This is a genomic window from Dyella acidiphila (genome assembly GCF_014863405.1).
In the GTDB taxonomy this organism is placed as follows: Bacteria; Pseudomonadota; Gammaproteobacteria; order Xanthomonadales; family Rhodanobacteraceae; genus Dyella_B; species Dyella_B acidiphila.
Window position 1 is genome coordinate 221,792 of the sequence record NZ_JACZZA010000008.1, and the last position, 21,317, is coordinate 243,108.

11 protein-coding genes and 1 pseudogene are annotated in these 21,317 nt (G+C 57.8%); 7 read left to right on the forward strand and 5 right to left on the reverse strand.

Going from position 1 to position 21,317, the window contains the following annotated elements; translation table 11 throughout:
* Positions 1 to 128: 128 nt before the first annotated feature.
* The 6 genes from IGX34_RS14045 to IGX34_RS14070 all read left to right on the forward strand — a co-directional run bounded on the left by IGX34_RS14045 (position 129) and on the right by IGX34_RS14070 (position 14,064).
* Positions 129 to 6,932, forward strand: a complete 6,804-nt coding sequence (locus tag IGX34_RS14045) for a beta strand repeat-containing protein (RefSeq protein ID WP_192556346.1) — start codon at positions 129 to 131, stop codon at positions 6,930 to 6,932.
* A 65-nt stretch (positions 6,933 to 6,997) separates the two neighbouring features.
* The gene (locus IGX34_RS14050) at positions 6,998 to 12,313 is read left to right on the forward strand and encodes an RHS repeat-associated core domain-containing protein (RefSeq protein ID WP_192556347.1); all 5,316 of its coding nucleotides are present in this window, start codon (positions 6,998 to 7,000) and stop codon (positions 12,311 to 12,313) included.
* A 10-nt stretch (positions 12,314 to 12,323) separates the two neighbouring features.
* Positions 12,324 to 12,575 carry a hypothetical protein gene (locus IGX34_RS14055; protein ID WP_192556348.1) on the forward strand — a complete coding sequence of 84 codons (252 nt, stop codon included), beginning with the start codon at positions 12,324 to 12,326 and terminating at the stop codon, positions 12,573 to 12,575.
* 140 nt (positions 12,576 to 12,715) lie between these two features.
* Complete coding sequence (locus IGX34_RS14060) at positions 12,716 to 13,042, forward strand: hypothetical protein (protein ID WP_192556349.1); 327 nt, start codon at positions 12,716 to 12,718, stop codon at positions 13,040 to 13,042.
* A 302-nt stretch (positions 13,043 to 13,344) separates the two neighbouring features.
* Positions 13,345 to 13,629, forward strand: a complete 285-nt coding sequence (locus tag IGX34_RS14065; protein WP_192556350.1) for a hypothetical protein — start codon at positions 13,345 to 13,347, stop codon at positions 13,627 to 13,629.
* Between the two features lie 78 nt (positions 13,630 to 13,707).
* On the forward strand, positions 13,708 to 14,064 hold the full coding sequence (locus tag IGX34_RS14070) for a demethoxyubiquinone hydroxylase family protein (protein WP_192556351.1): 357 nt from the start codon (positions 13,708 to 13,710) through the stop codon (positions 14,062 to 14,064).
* 22 nt (positions 14,065 to 14,086) lie between these two features.
* Here IGX34_RS14070 and IGX34_RS14075 read toward each other — a convergent pair.
* Positions 14,087 to 15,036: pseudogene (locus IGX34_RS14075) on the reverse strand (IS3 family transposase); the annotation flags it as partial.
* 1,689 nt (positions 15,037 to 16,725) lie between these two features.
* Between IGX34_RS14075 and IGX34_RS14080 the strand changes: the two are divergent.
* Positions 16,726 to 17,715 carry a DNA topoisomerase IB gene (locus IGX34_RS14080; protein WP_225737464.1) on the forward strand — a complete coding sequence of 330 codons (990 nt, stop codon included), beginning with the start codon at positions 16,726 to 16,728 and terminating at the stop codon, positions 17,713 to 17,715.
* A 476-nt stretch (positions 17,716 to 18,191) separates the two neighbouring features.
* Here IGX34_RS14080 and IGX34_RS14085 read toward each other — a convergent pair whose 3' ends face one another.
* From IGX34_RS14085 to IGX34_RS14100, 4 genes are all read right to left on the reverse strand, one after another.
* A complete protein-coding gene (locus tag IGX34_RS14085; RefSeq protein WP_425598799.1) occupies positions 18,192 to 20,306 on the reverse strand; it encodes a catalase in 2,115 nt (704 codons plus the stop codon).
* A gap of 223 nt (positions 20,307 to 20,529) precedes the next feature.
* Positions 20,530 to 20,685, reverse strand: a complete 156-nt coding sequence (locus IGX34_RS14090; protein ID WP_192556355.1) for a DUF3309 family protein — start codon at positions 20,683 to 20,685, stop codon at positions 20,530 to 20,532.
* A gap of 56 nt (positions 20,686 to 20,741) precedes the next feature.
* Positions 20,742 to 20,897 carry a hypothetical protein gene (locus IGX34_RS14095; RefSeq protein ID WP_192556356.1) on the reverse strand — a complete coding sequence of 52 codons (156 nt, stop codon included), beginning with the start codon at positions 20,895 to 20,897 and terminating at the stop codon, positions 20,742 to 20,744.
* Positions 20,898 to 20,961: 64 nt separating this feature from the next.
* The gene (locus IGX34_RS14100) at positions 20,962 to 21,153 is read right to left on the reverse strand and encodes a hypothetical protein (RefSeq protein WP_192556357.1); all 192 of its coding nucleotides are present in this window, start codon (positions 21,151 to 21,153) and stop codon (positions 20,962 to 20,964) included.
* Between the last annotated feature and the right edge of the window lie 164 nt (positions 21,154 to 21,317).

Here is a 21,317-nt window from a genome sequence, read left to right on the forward strand (position 1 = left end):
GATTTGTGATGTTATACACGGTGAAATACCCGCGCCTTCAAGCTGCGCGGGCCAGGGGACGCCCATTCGGGCATCACGCGTGACAGCAAGCCAACCGTCCATGATCGGGCGGAACTAGGGACGTGCGTATGGAATCGCATCGCAAGAGCCATCTTCGTGACTTTGGCTTCGGGGATGGGCGAGGACCTGAGCAACGCCTGCTCATCTGGCTTCTGGGCATGTTATGCGCGCTAGTTTTCACGGCCGGCGTCCAGGCGCAGTCGACCAGTTACGTCCATGATGCCAATGGCCGCTTGATCGCCGTAAGCGCGAACAACACCAGCTTGCAGTACGGCTACAACACGCTCGGCCATGCCAATCAAGTAAATGCGCCTATATCGGCCGGACAACTGGCCATTTTCGCGTTCATGCCTACCCATGGCGAGCCTGGCGCACAGGTAACTCTTTACGGCCAGGGCTTCAGCAGTACGGCGGCGAACGATAGCGTAAGTTTCAACGGCACGGCAGCAGCGGTCACATCTGCCAGCGCGAATCAGTTGGTGACAAGCGTGCCGAGTGGAGCCACCAGCGGGCCCGTCAGCGTAACGGTGGGCGGCCAGACGGTGACCAGCGCCACACCATTCATGATTGACGACTCCGGCATTCCGCCGAACATCAGCCAAGTCAGTCCGATGCTCGCGGCGGTCGGCAGCCTGATGACTGTGAGCGGCACGCATCTGGACCCCGTGCAAGGTTACACCACCGTGCAGATGGCAGACCGCGACATGGCGCCGTCCTCGCTCTCTGACACCCAGGTGCAATTTTCCGTACCTGCCTATACCAGCAGTGGCTTTGTTACCGTGGCGACCCCTTATGGTCTGGCCTCGAGCACGGCGCCGATTATCGTGTTGCCCGGCAACATCAGCTTGAGCAGCGTCACGAGTAGTGGTGTTGCGACGGTCAACGGCACCGGCGTGAGCCTGAATGTCGGCGCTTCCGGACAATATGGCGTGGTGGCATTCACGGCTCCTGCCAACGGCTGGGCCACCCTGCAGGCCACCAGCGTTTCCACATCGGCCAGCAGCATCAATTACACGATCTACGGACCAGGCAACATCGCAGTCCAGCAAGGTAGCTTTTCGCCGGCATCGCCTTCGGTGCATCTGTCTCAGTTGGATCCCGGCGAAATCTATCTGGTGGTTCTCCAGCCGAGTGGTGCTGCTGCCCAGCTATCCCTGGGCGTTGAATCGGACGGGTTCCTGACCACGAATACGCCCGTCACGCTGGTGACTAGCACGGCGGGTGCGAGCAAGCGCGTGCTGTTCCAGGCAAGCGCAGGGCAAAATCTGGCTTTCCAGATCAACAGCGCCACCACCAATCCCGCCAATCACAGCATCACCTACACGGTCTACCAGCCCAATGGCAGCAGCTATACCAGTGCAGCTACGGCCACCAACGGCGTGATCAACTTGGGCAATCTGCCAAGCACCGGCACTTACCAGGTCGTGGTGGCGCCGGGTGCCAGCTACACCGGGACGGTACAAGTGGAGGTGGCTCCGGGCGTCGGTGGAGTATTGAGTGCGACGCCGCAAAACTACGCTGCAAATGTCGGTGGCCAAAACGTCTATTTGTCCTTCGTTGCCACACAAGGTGAAAATTTCGAGCTCACCCTTAATAACGCCAGCATCGCCGGCTCCGGCGAGAGCCAATTCCTGGTGTCGGTCTATAACGCTGCCGGTACCCAGGTAACGTCATTCAACTGCAATACGTCAAACCCCGGCGCAAGTTGTTCCCAATCGCTGTGGTATCTGCCAGCCGGAACGTATTCGGTCATTGCCTCACCTTCCTATTCGGGAACCTACTACGGGAACAACAAGATCAGCTTTACGGCTCTGCTGGAGCAGGATATCGCTGGCCCGAACATCGCTTACAACGGTACGGCGAGCGTGGCCCTGGCGGCTGGCCAGGTGGAGCGATATACCTTCAATGCCACAGCTGGCGACACCGTGGCGCTCAACGTATCCGGGATAACGACCACCCCCGGAGGCCAGAGCGTCAATTTCCTGATCTATCGTCCCGACTCTGGTGCGATCACCACCAGCACACAGACCTACACCTCGTTTTCGACCAGCAATTCGCAGACGGTAAATCTGTCGAATCTTCCCGTCAGCGGCACGTACACGATCATCGTCGCGCCAAATTACGGACTTCCCTCCAGTGCGCAGTTGAGCATCGGGGCTGGCGCCACGGGCACGGTCACAACGGATGGCTCATCGCAGAGCTACACCACCAACGTTACCGGCCAAAACATCTATCTCTCGTTCACGGCAACCCAGGGGCAGAACCTGGAATTGCTGTTGAATCATTTCACGTTGACGAACGGTTCCAGTAACCAGGTCAATGTAACCGTCTACAACGTGGATGGTGCACAGATAGCGTCGTTCTACTGCCAAACATCGTTCCCGGGCGGAAGTTGCAGCCAGCATCTGTGGTATCTGTATGCCGGCGTCTATTCCATAGTGATTTCACCCAGCAATGGCGGCTTGGTAAGCCTGAACGCATCGCTGCAGCCGGACATCATGGGGCCCAACATCGCCCTCGGCAGCACAGTGAATATTTCGCTTGGCGCGGGGCAGGTGGAGCGCTACACCTTCAATGCCAATGTCGGCGATACGGTAGCGATCGATCTATCCGGGATAGTCACCACGCCGGGCGGTCAGAGCGTAAATGTACTGGTTTACCGGCCGGACCTCGGCGCCATTACGGGGCAAACGCCCTACGCGAACATGGCTCCCAATGCGGCGCAGACGCTCAATTTGCCGAATCTGCCGGCGAGTGGTGCGTATACGGTGATCGTGTCTCCGTCCTATGGGTTGCCGATATCAGCGCAATTGGCTGTCGCCGCGGGCTCCACGGGTACGCTGCCGGCGAACGGAGCATCGCAGGCTTACGCAGCGAACGTTACAAATCAGGATAGCTATCTGTCATTTACCGTAGGCGCCAATCAGCGCATGGAGTTGGTGGTAAACAACATCAGTGTTGCACAGACCTCCAATCAGGGCGTCGTCGTATGGCTCTATAACTCGACCGGCGCTGAAATTACTTCTTATTCGTGCAACGGAAGCTGCGAGCAGCACATCTGGAATTGGGCGGCGGGTACATACACAGCCATTGTTGTGCCAGGAGGCACCGGCGTAGCCAGCTTTAATGCGATGCTGCAGCCCGATGTCCTGGGGCCCAATATCCCTGCCGGAAGCGCGGCGAATGTCTCGCTTGCTACCGGTCAGGTAGCTTGGTACTCCTTTAATGCCAATGCTGGCGATACCGTCGCCCTGAATTTGTCAGGCATAACGACGACACCAAGCGGCCAGAGCGTGGCGCTGGCGGTGTACCGCCCGGATGCCGGAGCTATTACGACCAGTACGGTTGTCTATGCGTCGGGCACCACCTCCGGTTCGGAAATATTGAACCTGCCTTCGTTGCCGGTGACGGGCGCCTATAGCGTCGCTGTAGTGCCGACTGCTGGCTTTGCAGCAAATGCCGTGCTCGGCGTGGTTGGTGGCGAAACCGGCAGCTTGAGCCCGGGTGGCGCTGCGCAAAGCTATACGGCAAATGCGGCGGGCGAAAACATCTATCTGTCATTTACCGCCACGCAGGGCGAATACCTCGATTTGTTGCTGAATAACATCAATGTTACCGGTGCCAGCAGCAATCAGTTTTATGTCAATGTGTATAACTCCACGGGTACGCAGCTCGCGGGTTACTGGTGTTATGCGTTCAGTCCGGCCGGAAGCTGCAGCCAGCATTTCTTGTACCTGCCGGCCGGTACCTACTCGGTGGTTGCATCGCCGTCCGATGGCGGGGTCATTACCTTTAACGCACAGGTGCAGCCCGATATCACTGGGCCCAGTCTTACCGTCGGCAACGCGCTAAACGTGGCCCAGGGCGCAGGCCAGGTGGAGTGGTACACCTTCAACGCCAATGCCGGCGATACCGTTGTATTGAATGTGGCTGGCACCGCCACGACGCCGAGCGGCTATGGCGCAACATTCCAGATTTATCGTCCGGATGTCGGCGCCGTTACTGCCAGCACGGCCACGTATGCGTCCTTCCATACGACAGGTTCGCAAACGGAAACACTGTCAAATCTGCCGGTAAGCGGCACATATAGTGTGGCGGTGACCGCCGATTACACCTTGCCGGTGAATCTGCAGCTGACCGAAGTGTCGGATACAGCGGGAACGCCACCTACATATACGACGCCGACCCTGCCAAACACGGGAGTTCCGCAAAACGAAAGCGGGACAGCAGTCGGTCAAACGGTGACGATGAGTTTCAATGCCAATGCGGGGGACAACCTCGAGCTGACGTTGAACAATATCAATGTGCCGGGTGCCAGCAACAATGGTCTGCAGGTGAATATCTACAACCCCAACGGTAGCCAGTTTGCCAGCTACGGTTGTGGTGCATCCAATCCCGGTTCGAGTTGCCGCCAGTCGATGTACAACCTGGCGGCGGGTACGTATTCCGTGGTTGTGACACCCAATTCGGGTGGCACGCTCAATTTCACCGCGATACTTCAGCCGGATGTGGTCGGCCCGGCATTGACCATGAATACGCCGGTGAATGTCAATCTGGGTGTGGGCCAGGTGGAACGCCTTACCTTCAATGCAAATGTGGGCGACACGGTGGCGCTCAACTTGTCCGGGGTCAGTTCCACTGCCCCTAGCGGGCAGCCGGTTTATATAAGCATTTACCGCCCCGATACGGGTTCCGTCGGGTCTTCCAGCGCGTATACGTCTACCAATACGAGCAGCTCTACCTTGGTAAACCTTACGAACTTGCCGGCAAGCGGTACCTATACCGTAACGGTCTATACGGCATATGGAACACCAGGAAGCGCGCAGTTGACCTTGTTGCCGGGCGCTACGGGAACGGTCACCAGCAATAGCGCACCGCAGGCGTTCGCCGCCAATGCCTCTGGCCAAAACATAATCTTCACCTTCAATGCGAACCTGGGTGACAACCTCGAATTCGAGTTGAGCAATCTCAACCTGCCTAGCGGCTTCTTGCAGATCAATATCTATGGCCCGAACGGCGCCAACGTTTTCGGCTATTTCCTTGGTGCAGGAACGCCGGGGAATAGCTTCAGGAAAGCGCTCTACAACCTGGCGCCTGGGACATATACGGTTTATCTGACGCCCGTAAATAGCGAGGCGATCGGTTGCGATGTGCAGCTTCAATCCGACACGGTGGGGCCGGCGCTCACGCCGAATGTGCCGGCAAGTATCAATCTGGGTTCGGGTCAGGTGGAGCGGCTGACCTTCAATGCCAATAGCGGCGACACCGTTGCGCTCAACCTTTCCTCGGTAAGCACCACCTCGCCGACGAATCAGCCGGTATACGTCGCTGTCTATCGCCCCGATGTGGGGGTCATTACGGATTCCAACTATTACACCCAAAGCAACAGCACCGGCCTGCAGACGCTGAATCTCTACAATCTGCCGATTACCGGTACTTACACGGTGCTGGTCTATACCCAATACGGAACGCCCGCCAGCGCGCAACTTACGCTCGTGCCTGGTGTAGTCGGATCCATAGCAAGCAATGGCACTCCACAATCTTTTTCCGCCAACGTTGCCAACCAGAGCGTGTATTTCAGTTTCACTGCCAACCAGGGCGATAACCTGGAGTTTTTGGTAAATCAGATCAGTATCGTAGGCGCCAATACCAATCAGATTGGAATAGCGATTTACTATCCGAGTGGCGCCAGCATGGCGAATATCTCGTGCAGCACGGGCAACGCTGGCGCTGGTTGCTTGCAGCAGCTATACAACCTTGCCGCCGGCACTTACCTGGTGGTATTGACGCCAATCTATGGCGGCACGATCCATGCCACTGCGCAGCTGCAGCCGGATATCATCGGTCCGACACTTGCATTCAGCACGCCTGCTTCATTCAATCTGGGTGCCGGGCAGGTGGAGCGCATGTATTTCAATGCCAATGCGGGAGATACCGTGGCATTGATGTTGTCCGGCATAAGTAGTACGTCGCCGAGCGGCCAGGCGGTTACGGTGTACGTCTATCGCCCAGATGTCGGCGTCCTTTATCCCTATTCCGCGCCGGGCGGCCAGTTCAATATCTATACGTACTTCAGTGCCAGCTCATCAGGGACGCTTAATCTGCAGAATTTGCCCGTTAGTGGCACGTATGCCGTAACTGTTATGACTAGCTACGGTACTCCGGCTAGCGGACAGCTGACTTTGGTGCCAGGCGCAACAGGATCGTTGTTGAGTGATGGCACGGCGCAGGCTTTCTCGGCCAATGTCGTTGCGCAAAACGTGTATTTCACTTTCAACGCCAATCGAGGCGATAACGACGAACTCACGCTGCACAATATCAATATCAATGTTCCGGGGGCAGGATTTAATGCCCTCACTTACCACGTCTTTAACCCGAATGGTGCCGACATCTCCGATGTGCAGTGTGCGGCGACCAACCCCGGCGGGGGGTGCAGGCAGTCTTTCTACAATCTGGCGCCAGGCACTTATTCGGTCAGGGTGGATGCCGGTACGACGTCCCTGTCGCAATTCACCGGGCAGGTTGCTCAAGATGTCATCGGGCCGACGCTTTCTGCCAATTCGCCGGCCAGCGTGAATCTGGCGTCGGGCGAGGTCGAGCGCTTGTACTTCAACGGCAACCTGGGACAGACGGTGACGTTGAATCTCTCTGGCGTGAGCTCGACGGCGCCGACCGGTCAGTCTGTTTATGTATATGTCTATCGTCCGGATACCGGTGCCATTACCACGGGCAACTACTACGCAACGATGAACTCCGGCAGTTCGACCACGCTTACGTTGTCGAACTTGCCGGCGGCCGGTACGTACACGCTGCTGGTGAGCACTCCTTATGGCACGCCAGCCACGGCGCAACTGAGTTACTCACCGCAATAGCGGTGAGATAAAGCTGATCGCGGATCGTAAGTGGAACCAAGCAACGCATTGAAGGGGAATGGGTGATGAACATGCAAAGGACCAGCATTGGGCGTGCCGGATTGACGAGCTTGGTCAGCATCGTGGCTTTGGGCGGCATCGCGATAGCGCTTCCGTCGGCCACCTCGCCCGAGCGCGTCAGCAGTGCGCAGCACACCTATTTCATGCCGCCTTCGGCCGAAGTCAGCCAGGTGTTGCTGCCGGACGGGCGCACGTTCGAGGTGCATGGCGGCGATGGGGTGGCCTACGTGATCGACGGCGCGTCGAAGCGCAAGCTGACCTTGCCCGAGGCCCGGCGCTTTGCCTCCGTCACCGTGATGCCCGGCGGCCAGGTGCTGCTGTGGGGCGGTATCGATGCGCACGGCCAGGTGCTGGCTTCCGGCGAGTGGTTCAATCCTTCCACTGCGCGCTTCGTACCTACCGGCGTGTTGGGCCTGCCCGCGCGTGCTGGCCATACGATGACGGTGCTTGGCGACGGCCGCTTGCTGATGGCCGGCGGCTGGTCCAGTGACGGCACTGCGGCGACGCAGTCCATTGCATGGGCACCTATTTCGCATCAGGCGACGGTGCTGGACGATGTGCAATCGCCGCGCATGGATGCGCTGGCCGTGCTGCAAGCCGATGGCAGCGTGCGTATCGAGGGCGGTGTCGATGTGCATGGCATGGCACTTTCCAGTGCCATGCGTTTCGATCCCGCGCAGGCGCGTTTCAGTGTGTTGTCGCAAAACGCTGTTGTTGCCGCGGCTGAGCCGGCATTGCTCGCGTTGCCCGGCGTGGATACGCATGCGGCTCCTATCCAAGGTCCGCTGACGCTGCGCTTCACCACCCCGATGGATATGCGCACGCTGAGTACCCAGACGGTGACCCTGCTGGGTCCGGAAGGTGCATTGCCCATCCATGTGGTCGGTACCAATGAAGGCCGTCAGGCCTTCGTGCAACTGCCCGATGACCTGTACCCAGGCTCGCGCTACACGCTGTTCCTCAAGGGGCTGCATGCGGCCGATGGCACCGTGTTGCCGTATGCGGCCGTCGGCTTCGATACCGCGCATACCGCCGCCACTGGCGTGGTGATGGCCGGGCAGGGCGCGCTGCCGGCACCGCATGTCGCCACGGCCGACACCACCACATCAAGCGAACCGCCGCTCTATGTGATGGCCGGTAATGGTCAAGCCTCAGCCTGCGACAGCAGCAAGGATCACCTCTGCCGCACGCACAGCTTCGTGCGTGATGGTGCCTTCTACCCAGGCCAGAACAACGCACCCGATGCCACCGGGCCGCACTGGCGTTTGTATGCCAGCCATCAGGGTTTGCCCGATACGCATGCGTTGGAAGCGGCGCTACCCAAGGGCAGCACTGCCCTGATCGGCCAGATCCGCCAGATCGACGAAACGCCGGTCGCCAACGTGGCTGTCAGCATTGGCGATCAGATCGTCAAAACCGACGCCCACGGCGTATTCGTATTGAAGAGCCTTTCGGCCGGCCGCAACGAAGTCTTCGTCGACGGCGGCCCTGCCAGTCACGACAGCGTGCACTACGGCCGCTTCCTGGTCGGCGCCGACATCAAGGCCAAAGCCATCACGCACATGCCGTACGTGATGTACCTGCCGCGCATCCTGCCGCGCGACGAGATCGCACTGCCCACGCCCACCAACCGCGAAGTGGTGTTGCGCCATCCGGACATGCCGGGCCTGGAGCTGCACATCCCGGCCGGTGCCGTATTCAAGGATCGCAACGGCCATGTGCTCGATCACATCGCCATCGTACCGACCCCGGTCGATCACGCCCCGTTCCCGTTGCCCGACAACTTCCCGATGTACTTCACCATCCAGCCGGGCGATGCGGTGGTGCAGGGGCTCACCCCGGACGCGGCCAAGGGCATCCGCGTGGTGTATCCCAACTACGGCCACGTCAAGCCCAACACCGCCAGCAACTTTTGGGTGTATAGCGCCAAGGATGGTTGGCAGATGTACGGAGGCGGGCATGTGACGCGCGATGCGGCGCAGATTGCACCCGATCCCGGTGTGGCCCTCGTGTGGGCGATGGGGGCTGGTGTTTCGACCAGCGGTCAGAATCCCCCGACCCTTTGTACTTGTGGTGGCAAGATCATCTCCCAGCCGGTGGACATGCAAACCGGCATCTTCTTCCACGAGTGGAACGACCTATCAATCAACGACATCCTGCCGTTGACGCTCGATCGCGCCTACACCTCGGGTGATAGCAACTCGCATGTGTTCGGCATTGGTGGCAATGCCAGTTTCGGCATGCACCTGTATAGCGCCAGCAGCAACTTCACCACCCCGGAACTGGTGCTGCCCAATGGCGACGGCATTGCCTTCAACTTGGTGACTGGCAATTCGGCCAATTGGCCGCTAAGTGGCGATGTGTGGGAACACACCGGTACCAATTCCGGATACTACGGCGCCACGCTGCAATTCTTCACCGGTACGCCGATCGGTGAGTACTGGCAACTGACCATGAAGGACGGCACCGAGTACGGTTTCCAGAGCGATGTGCCCAACGACATCGAGTGGATCCAGGATCGCTTCGGCAACCAGACCCTGTTCAACTACAACGGCGGACTGGTCGACCAGATCGTCTCGCCCAGCGGTCGCACTATCAGCCTCAGCTACGACAGCAGCAATCGCGTGAAGACGGCCGTCGACAACAGCGGTCGCACCATCAGCTACGCGTATAACACCACCGGCACCCTGGCCACGGTCACCTTTCCGGACCAGACCACCGAGCAGTACACCTACGACAGCAACAACCGCATGCTGACCATGCAGGACCGGCGCGGCAATGTGTGGGTGACCAATCAGTACGATGCCAACGGCCGCGTTACCAAGCAGACCCTGGCTGACAACACCTATTACCAGTTCGGCTACACCACCAACAGCAGCAACGTGGTGACCGCCACTACGGTTACCGATCCCAATGGCAACCAGGAACAGGTGGTGTTCGATCCGATCAGCCATGATCCCTCCTCCGACACCTATGCCTATGGCACGCCTCTGGCGCAGACCATGACGTATAACCGGGAGGCATCGGGATTGATTGACAGTCAGACCGATGCGTTGGGGCGCACCACGGCCTTTACCTACGACGCCCTGGGCAATGTGCTGACGGTGACTCGTCTGTCGGGTACGTCGAGCGCCGTCACCACTCAATTCACCTACACCAGCGTGTACAGCCAGTTGGCCTCGGTGACCGACCCCTTGGGCCACACCACCAGCGCCAGCTACACCAACGGCTGCCTGACTCAGGTGACCGATGCACTGGGTCATGGCACTGCGATCCAGTGCAACGGCGCCGGCCAGCCTACATCGGTGCAGGATGCGTTGGGTAACACGGCGTTGTTCGCCTACCAGGGCTATGACCTGCAGGCGATCACGGACCCTCTAAACCGCACCACGAGTTTTGCGACCGATACGCTGGGTCGCCGTACCGCTACGCGCGACCCGCTGGGCAATGTCTCTCTGGTCCAGTACGACACTAACGATGAGGTGGTATCGGCCACGGATGCGCTCAACCAGACGACCACGAGTACCTACGACGGCAACGGCAATTTGCTGACCGTGACGCTGCCCAACACCGGTACCATCCAGTACACCTACGATCCCCGCAATCGCCTGAGCAAGCGCACCGACGCGATGAGTCAGAGCGAGTCGTGGACGTACGACGGCATGAATCACGTGCTCAGCCATACGGATCGCAAGGGCCAGGTCACCGATATCAGCTATGACGCGCTCAATCGCAAAAGCCTGGTCTCGTATGCCGATGGCTCAGGTATCCAGGCCAGCTATGACGCGGGCAATCGCCTGACCAGTCTGGCCGACTCCGTCAGCGGCACCCTGGGCTGGGGTTATGACGGGCTCGATCGGGTGACGTCCACCACCGGTCCACAGGGCACCATCAGCTACACCTACGATGCGGCGGGACGGCGCACCAGTATGACGCCCGCGGCGCAGGCGCAGGCGACCTATGGCTATGACAATGCCAACCGCTTGACCAGCATCGCCCAGGGTAGTGAAACGGTGCAGTTGGCCTACGACGCCGATAACCGCCGGACGACGCTGACGCTGCCCAATGGCATCACGGTCAACTACGGTTATGACGTGGCCAGTGAGCTGACGGGGCTGACCTATACGCAGAGCAACGGCACGCAGCTAGGTAATCTGACGTATGGCTATGACGCCGATGGGTTGATCAACAGTAAGACCAACAGTTTCACGACGGACACGCTGCCGATGCCGACGACGCAGGCCGCGACGTTTGACCTCAATGATCGTGAAACAAGTTTCAATGGGACGGCGTTGAGTTATGACGCCAATGGTAACCTCACCAACGATGGCACCAACACCTACCAGTGGAATGCGCGTAATCAGCTCACGCGGGTGAGTCAGAATGGCAATGCGCAGTTGAGCTTTGCCTACGATGCAGTGGGGCGCAGAATCAGTAAGCTGGTGCAGGGCGGTGCCGCGACACAGTTTCTATACAGTGGCCTAAATGCCGTGCAGGAGACGCAGGGCAGCACCATCAACCCGATCTTGGTCGGTCTCAACATCGACGAGCGTTTCGCTAGAAATGATGTGACGGGACGAACCTACTTCTTGACCGATCAGCTAAACAGCACGATTGCGTTGGCCGATCCGACGGGAGCGATCCTGCAGCAATATAGCTACGACCCCTACGGCAATGTCACGGCAAGCAATACGACGACCGGCTTCACGAATCCGTACCAGTACACGGGGCGAGAAGCTGACACGGCCGGTCTCTACTACTACCGAGCGCGTTATTACAGTCCGACGATGGGCGGTTTCATTAGCGAAGATCCTCTCGGATTCGATGGTGGGCAGGAGAGCTTTTATGCCTATGCGGATGGCGATCCGTTGGACTACAACGATCCGCTAGGTTTGTTTCCGTTTGGGTCGCCGGCTCCGGTAACAGGGCCGATGAGTCCGGCTGCACCCGGTGTTTTGCCTGGAGGTCCAAGTGCCATTCCTGGCCCTGGACAGGTCGCCAAGGCAGTGGCTACGGCGTGTATTGAAAATCCAGCTCTCTGCACCGCAGCTGCAATTGTGGGTGGTTGTCTTTATCCGACGGCTACGGCTGATTCTTGTGCCGACGAACCGCATCCGCCGGCTGAGTGCCACTCAAACGAAGACCGTTGCGAGCAAAATTTGAAGCGAGACATGGAGACATGCGAACAGCTTGGCAAGCGGAGCAAAAACGCGTTTAAAATCTGCGAGCAACAGGCAATGTTGCGTTACGGAAACTGTCTAAGCGATCGAGATGGAGATGACGGTATCAACGCACCTCTTCCGCCGTGGCGACTACACTGAGCACACACTTATGTCGGAAAAAAATACACGCCGTGCAGTTTTAGTATCTATAGAGCGACAAGACGGCCGAATAAGGGTTCGTCTCGATGACGTGGAGGGCGTAGTCGGGTCTCGGCAGTGGGTGCAAAAAGAGCATGTGACAAACAAAACCTATGACGAAGAAGTTGTGCGAGAAATGGCAGTTGATGAGGGTGAGTTGGCTGATTTTGGCGCGTATATTTTTGCGAGGTTGAACGCATTCTTGTCCTTGGGCGAATGCTGAGAAGTTTTAAACAATGATTTCCCGAAAAGTGTTATGGCTGCGGCTCTGAGGTACACGACGGCGAATCCTGGTCTATCGCGTTTGACGATCCTCTTTAGGTCGTCGAGGTGCATGTACAGGTAGTGCATGGAGGGACAATAGTGAGTACATCTTCGCATCGCGTTATCGCTACGCGTCGACTTGCTTACGCATTCAAGGATGATCCGACGAGAAGGCTGTTCACTGTGTGCATACATGAGCCATTTCTTGTTGAACAGGGGTCGGTTGACTTCAATGTTTCTGGGTGGACGTCAGGTTGCGTCATCAGCTTCGAGGGTCTTCAAGAAAAGGAGATGACTGTTCATGGGGCCGATGCCATCCAAGCTCTAGAACTGGCGGTGCAGGACGTCGAGCACTACCTGCGGCGGTTAAGCAAGAAGAAATACGACTTTTACTTCGACGATGGCGAGCCGTATTTTGAGGATTAGGGGCTTCTAATGGCGGATGGGATCTACAATCACCTAGTCACTGTCGATCGCGATAATCGCTGCATTCGAGTCTTTCGGGTTATGCCAAGTGGCGAGAATGTTCTCTTTACGGAACTTCCTCTTCCACAGGAAGGAGGGCAAGGGTGGACTGATGAGGTAATTGCCGTTGCCCATACACTTGGCGAAGATCTATTTATGGACTCTCCTTTGACGCGCCAGTTTTTTGATCTCTGATGAGGGTGGGGTGGCGGTTCCAGGCTCCGTTTGTGTTTGGTCAGTCACGATGAAGTGTGGCGAACTGCATGACAAAGCTCCGGTTAATTTTCGGCATATGGTTGCTTGTTTGGATTTTTGTGCTTTTCATTGGCGCGGATTTTTACATTGGCGTCATGGCACACAAAGAGTATGGGTCTACAAAATATGGGCAACTGGTCGTCTATGTGCTGCTTCCAGCTCTGCTATCAGCGGTGGATGTCGTTCTGATTGTCGGTGCGCGAAAATTAGGGCCTTGGACAATACTGTTAGCTTTCCTTTCGCAGTTGGTCGCGCTTCCGGTGTTCTTTTTCTTGGTAAGTGGTGGGATTTAACCCCACCTATCTAGTTCGTATGTATAAGCAAGATTGCCCGATTACGAGCAGTCTTGAATTCATGGGTGCCCACATAAAATGGGGTTCGAGCAGCAGAAAATTTCTGAGAATGGCCTGGGTGATCGCTTCATCAAGGTCAATCATGCTGGAGAGCATGGCGCAATCAGCATCTATTCCGCCCAAATCCTTATGGCTCAGTTCACGGCCCGCGACCTCATCGAACAGCTCGCCGAGTTCCGGTCGGAAGAACAAAAGCATAGGGCGATCTTCCTTGCTGAGCTGCGACGTCGCGGACGGCCACGCTGCCGTAGCTACTGGCTTTGCGGTGCTGGTGGTTACTTACTTGGGCTAATCACGGGTCTTCTCGGCCGTAATGCCATCGCTGCCACAACGGTCGCGGTTGAGAGTGTTGTGCTCATGAGTGGCCTGCACTAACTGGTCCAGATGTAGGGTTAGTTTAAGCAGCGAGCTTCAGATGTACATCCTGGATGGCTGGCAGGACAGCTTCAGGAGCCGGTGGCCGATAATTCAACGCGCTATGCGGCCGAACCGTGTTGTAGTGGTGTCGCCATTGTTCGATGACGACCTGTGCCTCCCTCAGCGTGTAAAAGATCTCGCCATTCAGCAGCTCGTCGCGGAATTTGCCGTTGAACGACTCACAGTAACCGTTTTCCCATGGGCTTCCCGGCTCGATATACAGCGTCTTTGATCCGACGGCTTTCAGCCATCGGCGTAGATTTTTTGCCACCATTTCGGGCCCGTTGTCCGACCTCAGGTGGTCAGGCACACCGTGCTCCTGCATGACGTCGGCCAAAAGATCAATAACGTCATTGCTTCGTATTTGCCGAGCCACATGCAATGCCAGGCAGCGACGCGTAAATTCATCGATCAGCACCAGGATCTTTAAAACCCGACCATCGTGGGTGCGCTCCATAACGAAATCCCAGCTCCAAACATGGTTCGGGTATTCAGGACGAAGGCGTAAACAGCTGCCGTCGGCCAGCCAAAGCCGGCCTCGACGAGGCTGCTTCTTGGGCACCTTTAAACCCTCGCGCTTCCAGATACGCTCCACGCGCGATCGACTCACCTGCCAACCCTCCGCCATGACCATCGCATGGATGCGCCGATAGCCATAGCGGCCATACTGGCTGGCCAGCCGTATCACGGACTGGGTGAGCGCCGCTTCGTCGTCCCGTGGCTGGGGCACGTAACGCACCGACGAACGAGTGATGTGCAGTGCCCGGCAGATCCGCCGCTCGGAGTGGCCGTGGTGCTCGCGCACATGGGCCACGGCTTGGCGGCGGCGCGCCGGGCTTAGAAGTTTCCCTTGCTGACCTCGCGCAGGATCTGGTTATCGATCACCGCATCAGACAGCGCCCGACGCAGGCGAGCATTTTCCAGCTCAAGATGGTGTTACCTTGATTTAGGTGCAAATAGTGGCGCTTTAGCGCCCACGATATGTAATTGATTTAAAAAGAGAAATTAGAATACTTTTTTTTGAAAACCATTTCAAATCAAATATTTACTGTTTCCTGTAAGTGCTGCCTTATCCCGTCTGCGTAGAGAGGACTCGCGGAGAATCCGGTGCAAATACTGACACTTCGGCCTTTGGCCTGACCTACCGGATAAGCGCGGCACCAAAGATTTCGCTCACGAGCACAGCACCAAAGCGCCCGACGGCGCCACCACCGGAAGCGTGTTCGGTGAGGGCGTCATTCATGTCCTCAGCGACGATGCGCCATGGCGCTCGTGTGAGCTTGCCGACATCTTTAAGCGCCTTCACCTATTTTCAGCTGCCCGCTCCTTGGTGTCATGCTCTCTGCGATCACATACGGGCAGTACGGCGCTTCATTCATGACAGTTATCCCCATGGATCGCCTTTATCGCAAGGGTGAGCTAGGGCTTGTACTCCGGATCGATGGGGTCATCATCGTTGGGTGTTGGCTCACGACCGCCGGGACTCGCTGGATCACCGGGTTGCTTGGGAGGGGGTGCTTGTTGCGGATCTCGGGGAGGGAGATATGAGGGTGGCGCGGGTGTATTCATCATCAATCTTCCGCTTGTTGAATCCGAAGTCCGGGGTTACCGAGGTCGATAGCACCGTCGCACCAGAGGTGTTCAAGTTCCTCGACATATCGCATGGCCCGGTCCAATAAAAAGGGCGTCATCAGACGCCCTCGTGCGCGCATCCCCGAACTCTCCGTAAGTTCTGTCATGCCATCCATCCGGCCAGGTTAACCAGAGGACGGCTCAGGGTGACTCGCACGCGTTGAGTGTTGTCCAAGCTCAATGGTGGGAACGTCGAAAAAACGTGACCTTCTTCTCCACATTCCCATGGCAGATGTCAGGCGCTCCCAATGCGACGGTCCCTCTTGGCCTCGTTGGGTCGGATCCGCTTCAGATCCAACGTCGGAATCCTGGCTTGCGCCCGATGCTCACGGGCACATATGCCACATACGCTAACGCTTTCCACGCAGTCAGAGCTATTTAGGTTGGTCGCCAGGAAGCGGTTTCTCGGCTATGCCACGAGGTGCATTGTTCTAAGAGACAACAGTCATTGGAAACGAAAAGCCCCTGGATATGGAACTTCACGGCCCATGTCGGAAATTTACCTTTGTGTTGGCTTGACCCTAACCACTTTCCGGACCGCTGCTATTGCACGACGGAAAAATGAATGCCTTCGTACTGGACGGATCCAACGCCTACGTATCCGGCACGGGTCTCATTGATCGCCCGCTCGTTACGGCGCAGCACGAGCGACTGAAATACATGATGCTGTCCCAGGTTTCGTCATCGGGATGAAGCGCAATCACCACTAAGCCCTCGTTACGCAGAAATTCTGCGTAGGTTTTCAGAGGCAGGTGCTGCGTCGCCGCTGCAAAACCTGGCGCATTCTGCGTGGACTGGCTTGGGACTATGAGGTCTGGAAACATGCTTTTCACGACCCGTTGTCCTGGGGCATCGTCTGATGGCGATAGCTGCACTTCACTTGCGACGAGGTGAAGGTGGTGTCACGTATCGATCCATTAAACGTCTAGGACGAAGCGAGCTTTGACCAAGAAAAGTCTACATGCGTCGGGGAGCGGTGGAGGGCCGTTGCGGTACGTCTCCGATACCCAGCCCGGGATACGACGCCGGCGATGTGGGCAGGGATTTGTCTATTTTGACGAAAAAAATCGACGTATCGCCGATGCCTCCGTGCTGGACCGCATTCGCGCTTTGGCCGTGCCACCTGCTTATCAAGACGTATGGATTTGCCCTGCGGCAAACGGGCATTTGCAAGCCACCGGGCGCGACGAACGTGGGCGAAAGCAGTATCGCTATCACGCTTTATGGCGACGCCGGCGTGATGCAAGCAAGTTCGACCATCTGGTGCCCTTCGGACGAGCGCTTCCTACACTCCGACGTCGAATGCGCTTGGATATCGCCCGTGGGGGGTGGCCACGTGAAAAGGTTGTGGCCCTCGTGGTGCGTCTGCTTGATCAAACTGGGATGCGGGTTGGTAACGAGGAGTACGTCGAGCAAAATGGTCACTATGGGCTGACCACATTGCGCACGCGCCACGTCCGAGATCTCTCCGAGGGATTGGAGCTGCGCTATCTGGCCAAGGGCGGACAGACATGCCATGTAATGCTCAGCGATGCCCGTATCATTGCGTTCTTGCGGCGCATGCAGAGACTGCCGGGGCAGCGCTTGTTTCAATACCGGGATGCGCAGGGAAAATTCCGGGCCGTGGACTCTGGCATGGTCAATCAATACCTTCACGATGCCATGAAGGGCGATTTTACGGCGAAGGACTTCCGAACCTGGATCGCCACGGTCGAAGCGTTGCGACAGCTTGCCGATGCGCCATCGAGCCAGGGATTGAGCGAACGTCATCGTAAGCGGATCATCAAGGAAGCGGTCGCCCGAGTGGCCGCGCTCCTGCGAAATACCCCTGCCGTTTGTCGCAGCAGTTATATCGATCCTCGCGTGCTTGCAGCTTGGGAAGATGGCCGCATATACAGTTTCGCCCGTGCCAGGAGCCAGACGGGTGTTCGCCAACGGGAAGCGGCCACATTGCGTCTCTTGCGAAGCAAATCCTGATCTCAAGACTATGAGGGTCGCAGGAAACTGTTTTGGACATGTCAGCCGTGGATCAAAGATTCACACGAATGCGTGACCGTAGGCTCGGAAAAGCGAAATGCCACCGCCTGTTAGCGATCTGTATCGATCCATGCGTCACATTTTATCGCCACGCGGAACGCGTGCATCCTGGAAAACGATGCAGTGAAGCAAATCGGACGAGATGTACCGGTTGCAGAACATCGCCGTAGCGAGCCATGGGGCTAAAACTATACAAATCCAGCTTGCTTTCGCTTCATGCGCTCGGCGTGGACTGATCTTGTCGAATGCGCGCCCAGCGTTATCTATTCCCTAAGCTTTGCGACGGCATATGTCGGCGCGAGTGAATAAGTCGAGCAAGGTAAATCCTGTAAAGTAAGAGGGCGCGGCTTACCTCTCGCCCTTACTTATGGCGGATTTCCAGATCATCATTCGAGAGCGCCCGTAGGGTTGTTTGCTCAGGCGAGCAAGCGCACCTTGGGCTCGCGCTCCCATTGACGCGTCTTGGCGGCTTTGACGAAGCCTTCCGCATTGGTGGCTTCAAACACGCCAGCATCCTTGATCACACGGCCTGCCTTGAGCAGCAGTTGTCCGCCTTCATCTGCGGCGATAGCCTTGAGATGGCCAAACGCATCGCGAATGAAATCAATTGCCGAGCCATTTGTCGCGAGCCGCTTGCCGGCTTCGGCTGACAGCACGATTGCCACAGCATCGAACAGCACAGAGGGGGTGCCAGCGAGTTGGCCGTCAACGCCTGTCAGCTTGCCATCATCCAGTTTCACGCCCAGCTTCGGCGCTACCAGCTTCACGCGGGCGCCCGCTTTTTCTACCATTTTGCGCAATGCCTTCACCGTGGCTGCGTCGGAATCGTCGTCGACCAGGATGCCCACAGTGCGTCCTTCCAGCGTTTCCTTCATCTTGCCGATGAGCTGCAAGGCTGGAGACGGTTTCATATCGATCGGTGGCAACGCCGCGTGCGGTGGATGCGGAAGATTAGCCAGGCCGAGGCCATTGGCCACGCGTTTCGCCAGCTCCTGGTCCACATGGCGAAGATGGCCGACAATCGCCTCGCGCACATGTGCTGTACCAACCTTGGACAACTCGAAGGTGAGCGCCGACGCCATGTGCGCCTGTTCGACCTTGCTTTGGCTGCGGAAGAACAGCCGGGCCTGGCTGTAGTGATCGGCAAAGCTCTCGGCGCGCACGCGCTGTTTCGTGCCTTGCTCGGCGGATATTGCGGCGCTGCGAAAGCCTTCCGGCTCTTCGCGTGGCGAGTCACCCTGGAGCGAGCTTGGGTCATAGTTCACGCGCCCCTTGGGTACGTGCATCTGCATATGACCGTCGCGCTGCAGATTGGCAAAGGGGCACTTGGGCGCATTGACAGGGATCTGGTTGAAGTTGGGCGAGCCCAGGCGCGACAACTGCGTATCCAGATAGGAAAACAGCCGGCCTTGCAGCAGCGGATCGTTGGAGAAGTCGATGCCTGGCGGCACGTTGGCCGGACAGAAGGCCACCTGTTCGGTCTCGGCAAAGAAATTGTCGGGCCAGCGATCCAGCACCATCCGTCCGATTACCGTCAGCGGTATCAGCTCTTCCGGAATCAGCTTGGTGGCGTCTTCGTGATCGAACGGAAATTGCTTGGCATCCTCTTCCGTGAAGAGCTGCACAGAGAGTTCCCACTCGGGATAAGTGCCGCTTTCGATCGCCTCGAACAAGTCACGCCGATGGAAATCGTTGTCCGCAGATTGCAGCTTCACCGCTTCATCCCAAACGGTGGACTGGATGCCTAGCTTCGGGCGCCAGTGGAATTTCACGAAGATCGAGTTGCCTTCGGTATTCACCAAGCGGAAGCTGTGCACGCCGAATCCTTCCATCATGCGCAGCGAGCGCGGGATGGTGCGATCGCTCATGGCCCACATGATCATATGCATCGATTCGGGCATCAGCGAGACGAAATCCCAGAACGTGTCGTGCGCAGTCGCCGCCTGCGGAAAAGCGCGGTCGGGTTCCATTTTAACGGCATGCACCAGGTCCGGGAACTTGATCGCATCCTGGATGAAGAACACCGGGATATTGTTGCCGACCAGATCCCAGTTGCCCTCTTTGGTATAGAACTTCACGGCAAACCCGCGCACGTCGCGTGGCGTATCGATGGAACCTGCGCCACCGGCCACAGTGGAAAAGCGGGTGAATACCGGTGTTTTTTCGCCGACTTCGGTGAGGATTTTTGCCCTGGTGTATTTAGCGAGGGATTTGGTCAGCTCGAAGTAGCCATGCGCAGCGCTACCGCGCGCGTGCACGATGCGTTCGGGAATGCGTTCATGGTCGAAATGGGTGATCTTCTCGCGCAGGACGAAATCTTCCAGCAAAGTCGGGCCGTGTGGCGTGGCGCGCAGCGAATTCTGGTTGTCGGAGATCGGTGCGCCTTGGTTGGTGGTCAGTGCGGGATGTTTTTCGTTGGCGTGCTGATGAAGTTCGTCGCCCGCGCCGCGCTCATTGGCGTGTTGGGCGGGCAACACCGCGTTTCGTTGCGGATTGGACGCGGACTTCTTTGGCGCCGGAGGCGCGACCAGGGTGTCAGTGCGGTGCTGGTGGAACTTTTCATCGGCGCCCTGTTTATTGGCATTCTGGGCGGGTAGCACCGCGTTCTTTTCAGGATTGGGGGAGGATTTCTTGCTGGCCATGATCGGATCTCCGGCGTGAGCGGCGAGGTGGCGCACGCCATGCGGGCTGGGTCTTACGTGACGGACAACGGGACGGATCAGCCGTCGTTGCACTGAGCCGGCAAGGGATGGATCAAATGCGCCCCAGAAGAAGCAAGATGATCAGAATTACCACAACGAGCCCGAGGCCGCCGCTTGGGTAGTAGCCCCAGCCGCGGCTGTATGGCCATGCGGGAAGTGCGCCGAGCAGCAGCAGGATCAGGATGATTAGTAGGACGGTGGACAACATGGTTGGCTCCCGTTTGCGTATTGAGTTGTGCTGCATTGCAAGCAACCAAGAGCCGGCTACATGTCCGGATATTCCTGGGTGACGTTGTGGTGGGTCACATCGATCAGGGCGGCGCCCGTTTCCTTGAGCACGGAGCAGGCGTCGTTGGTCAGATAGGGGTCCTTCAGCGTAACGGTGAGCGTGATGCCGCCGGCTCGGCTACGTGGGCGCACGCCATGGGCTTTTCGACGTCGGGCGGGTGGGCAACTTGTGCCCGGTGTCATCGACGTCATCCCCTTATTCCTCATCGGCTGCGACATGCAGCGCCACCCGGTCGCGCTGCACACCGCAGGCAAGAAGTTTCCGGGCTGAGATAACGATGTCGAGCTGCGTGCGGAAGTAAACCACCAGAAAATCGCTCCGATTGGACCGACATAATGGATGAACCGTAAAATGGTCGAGATTAGGTTTGCGTGACGAATTCACCATGCTGATGTTTTCGCTACTAGCGTTTGGGCGCCTTCACAAGCGGAGACGCAAACCATGAAATCCTTAAATCAAGAGCGCGGCCGCGCCTTCGCGTACCAGCCTGATGCTGATCTCAGCAGCGCTGATGGCGAATTCCGCATGCCGGGCATTCCGCGCCACCTTGT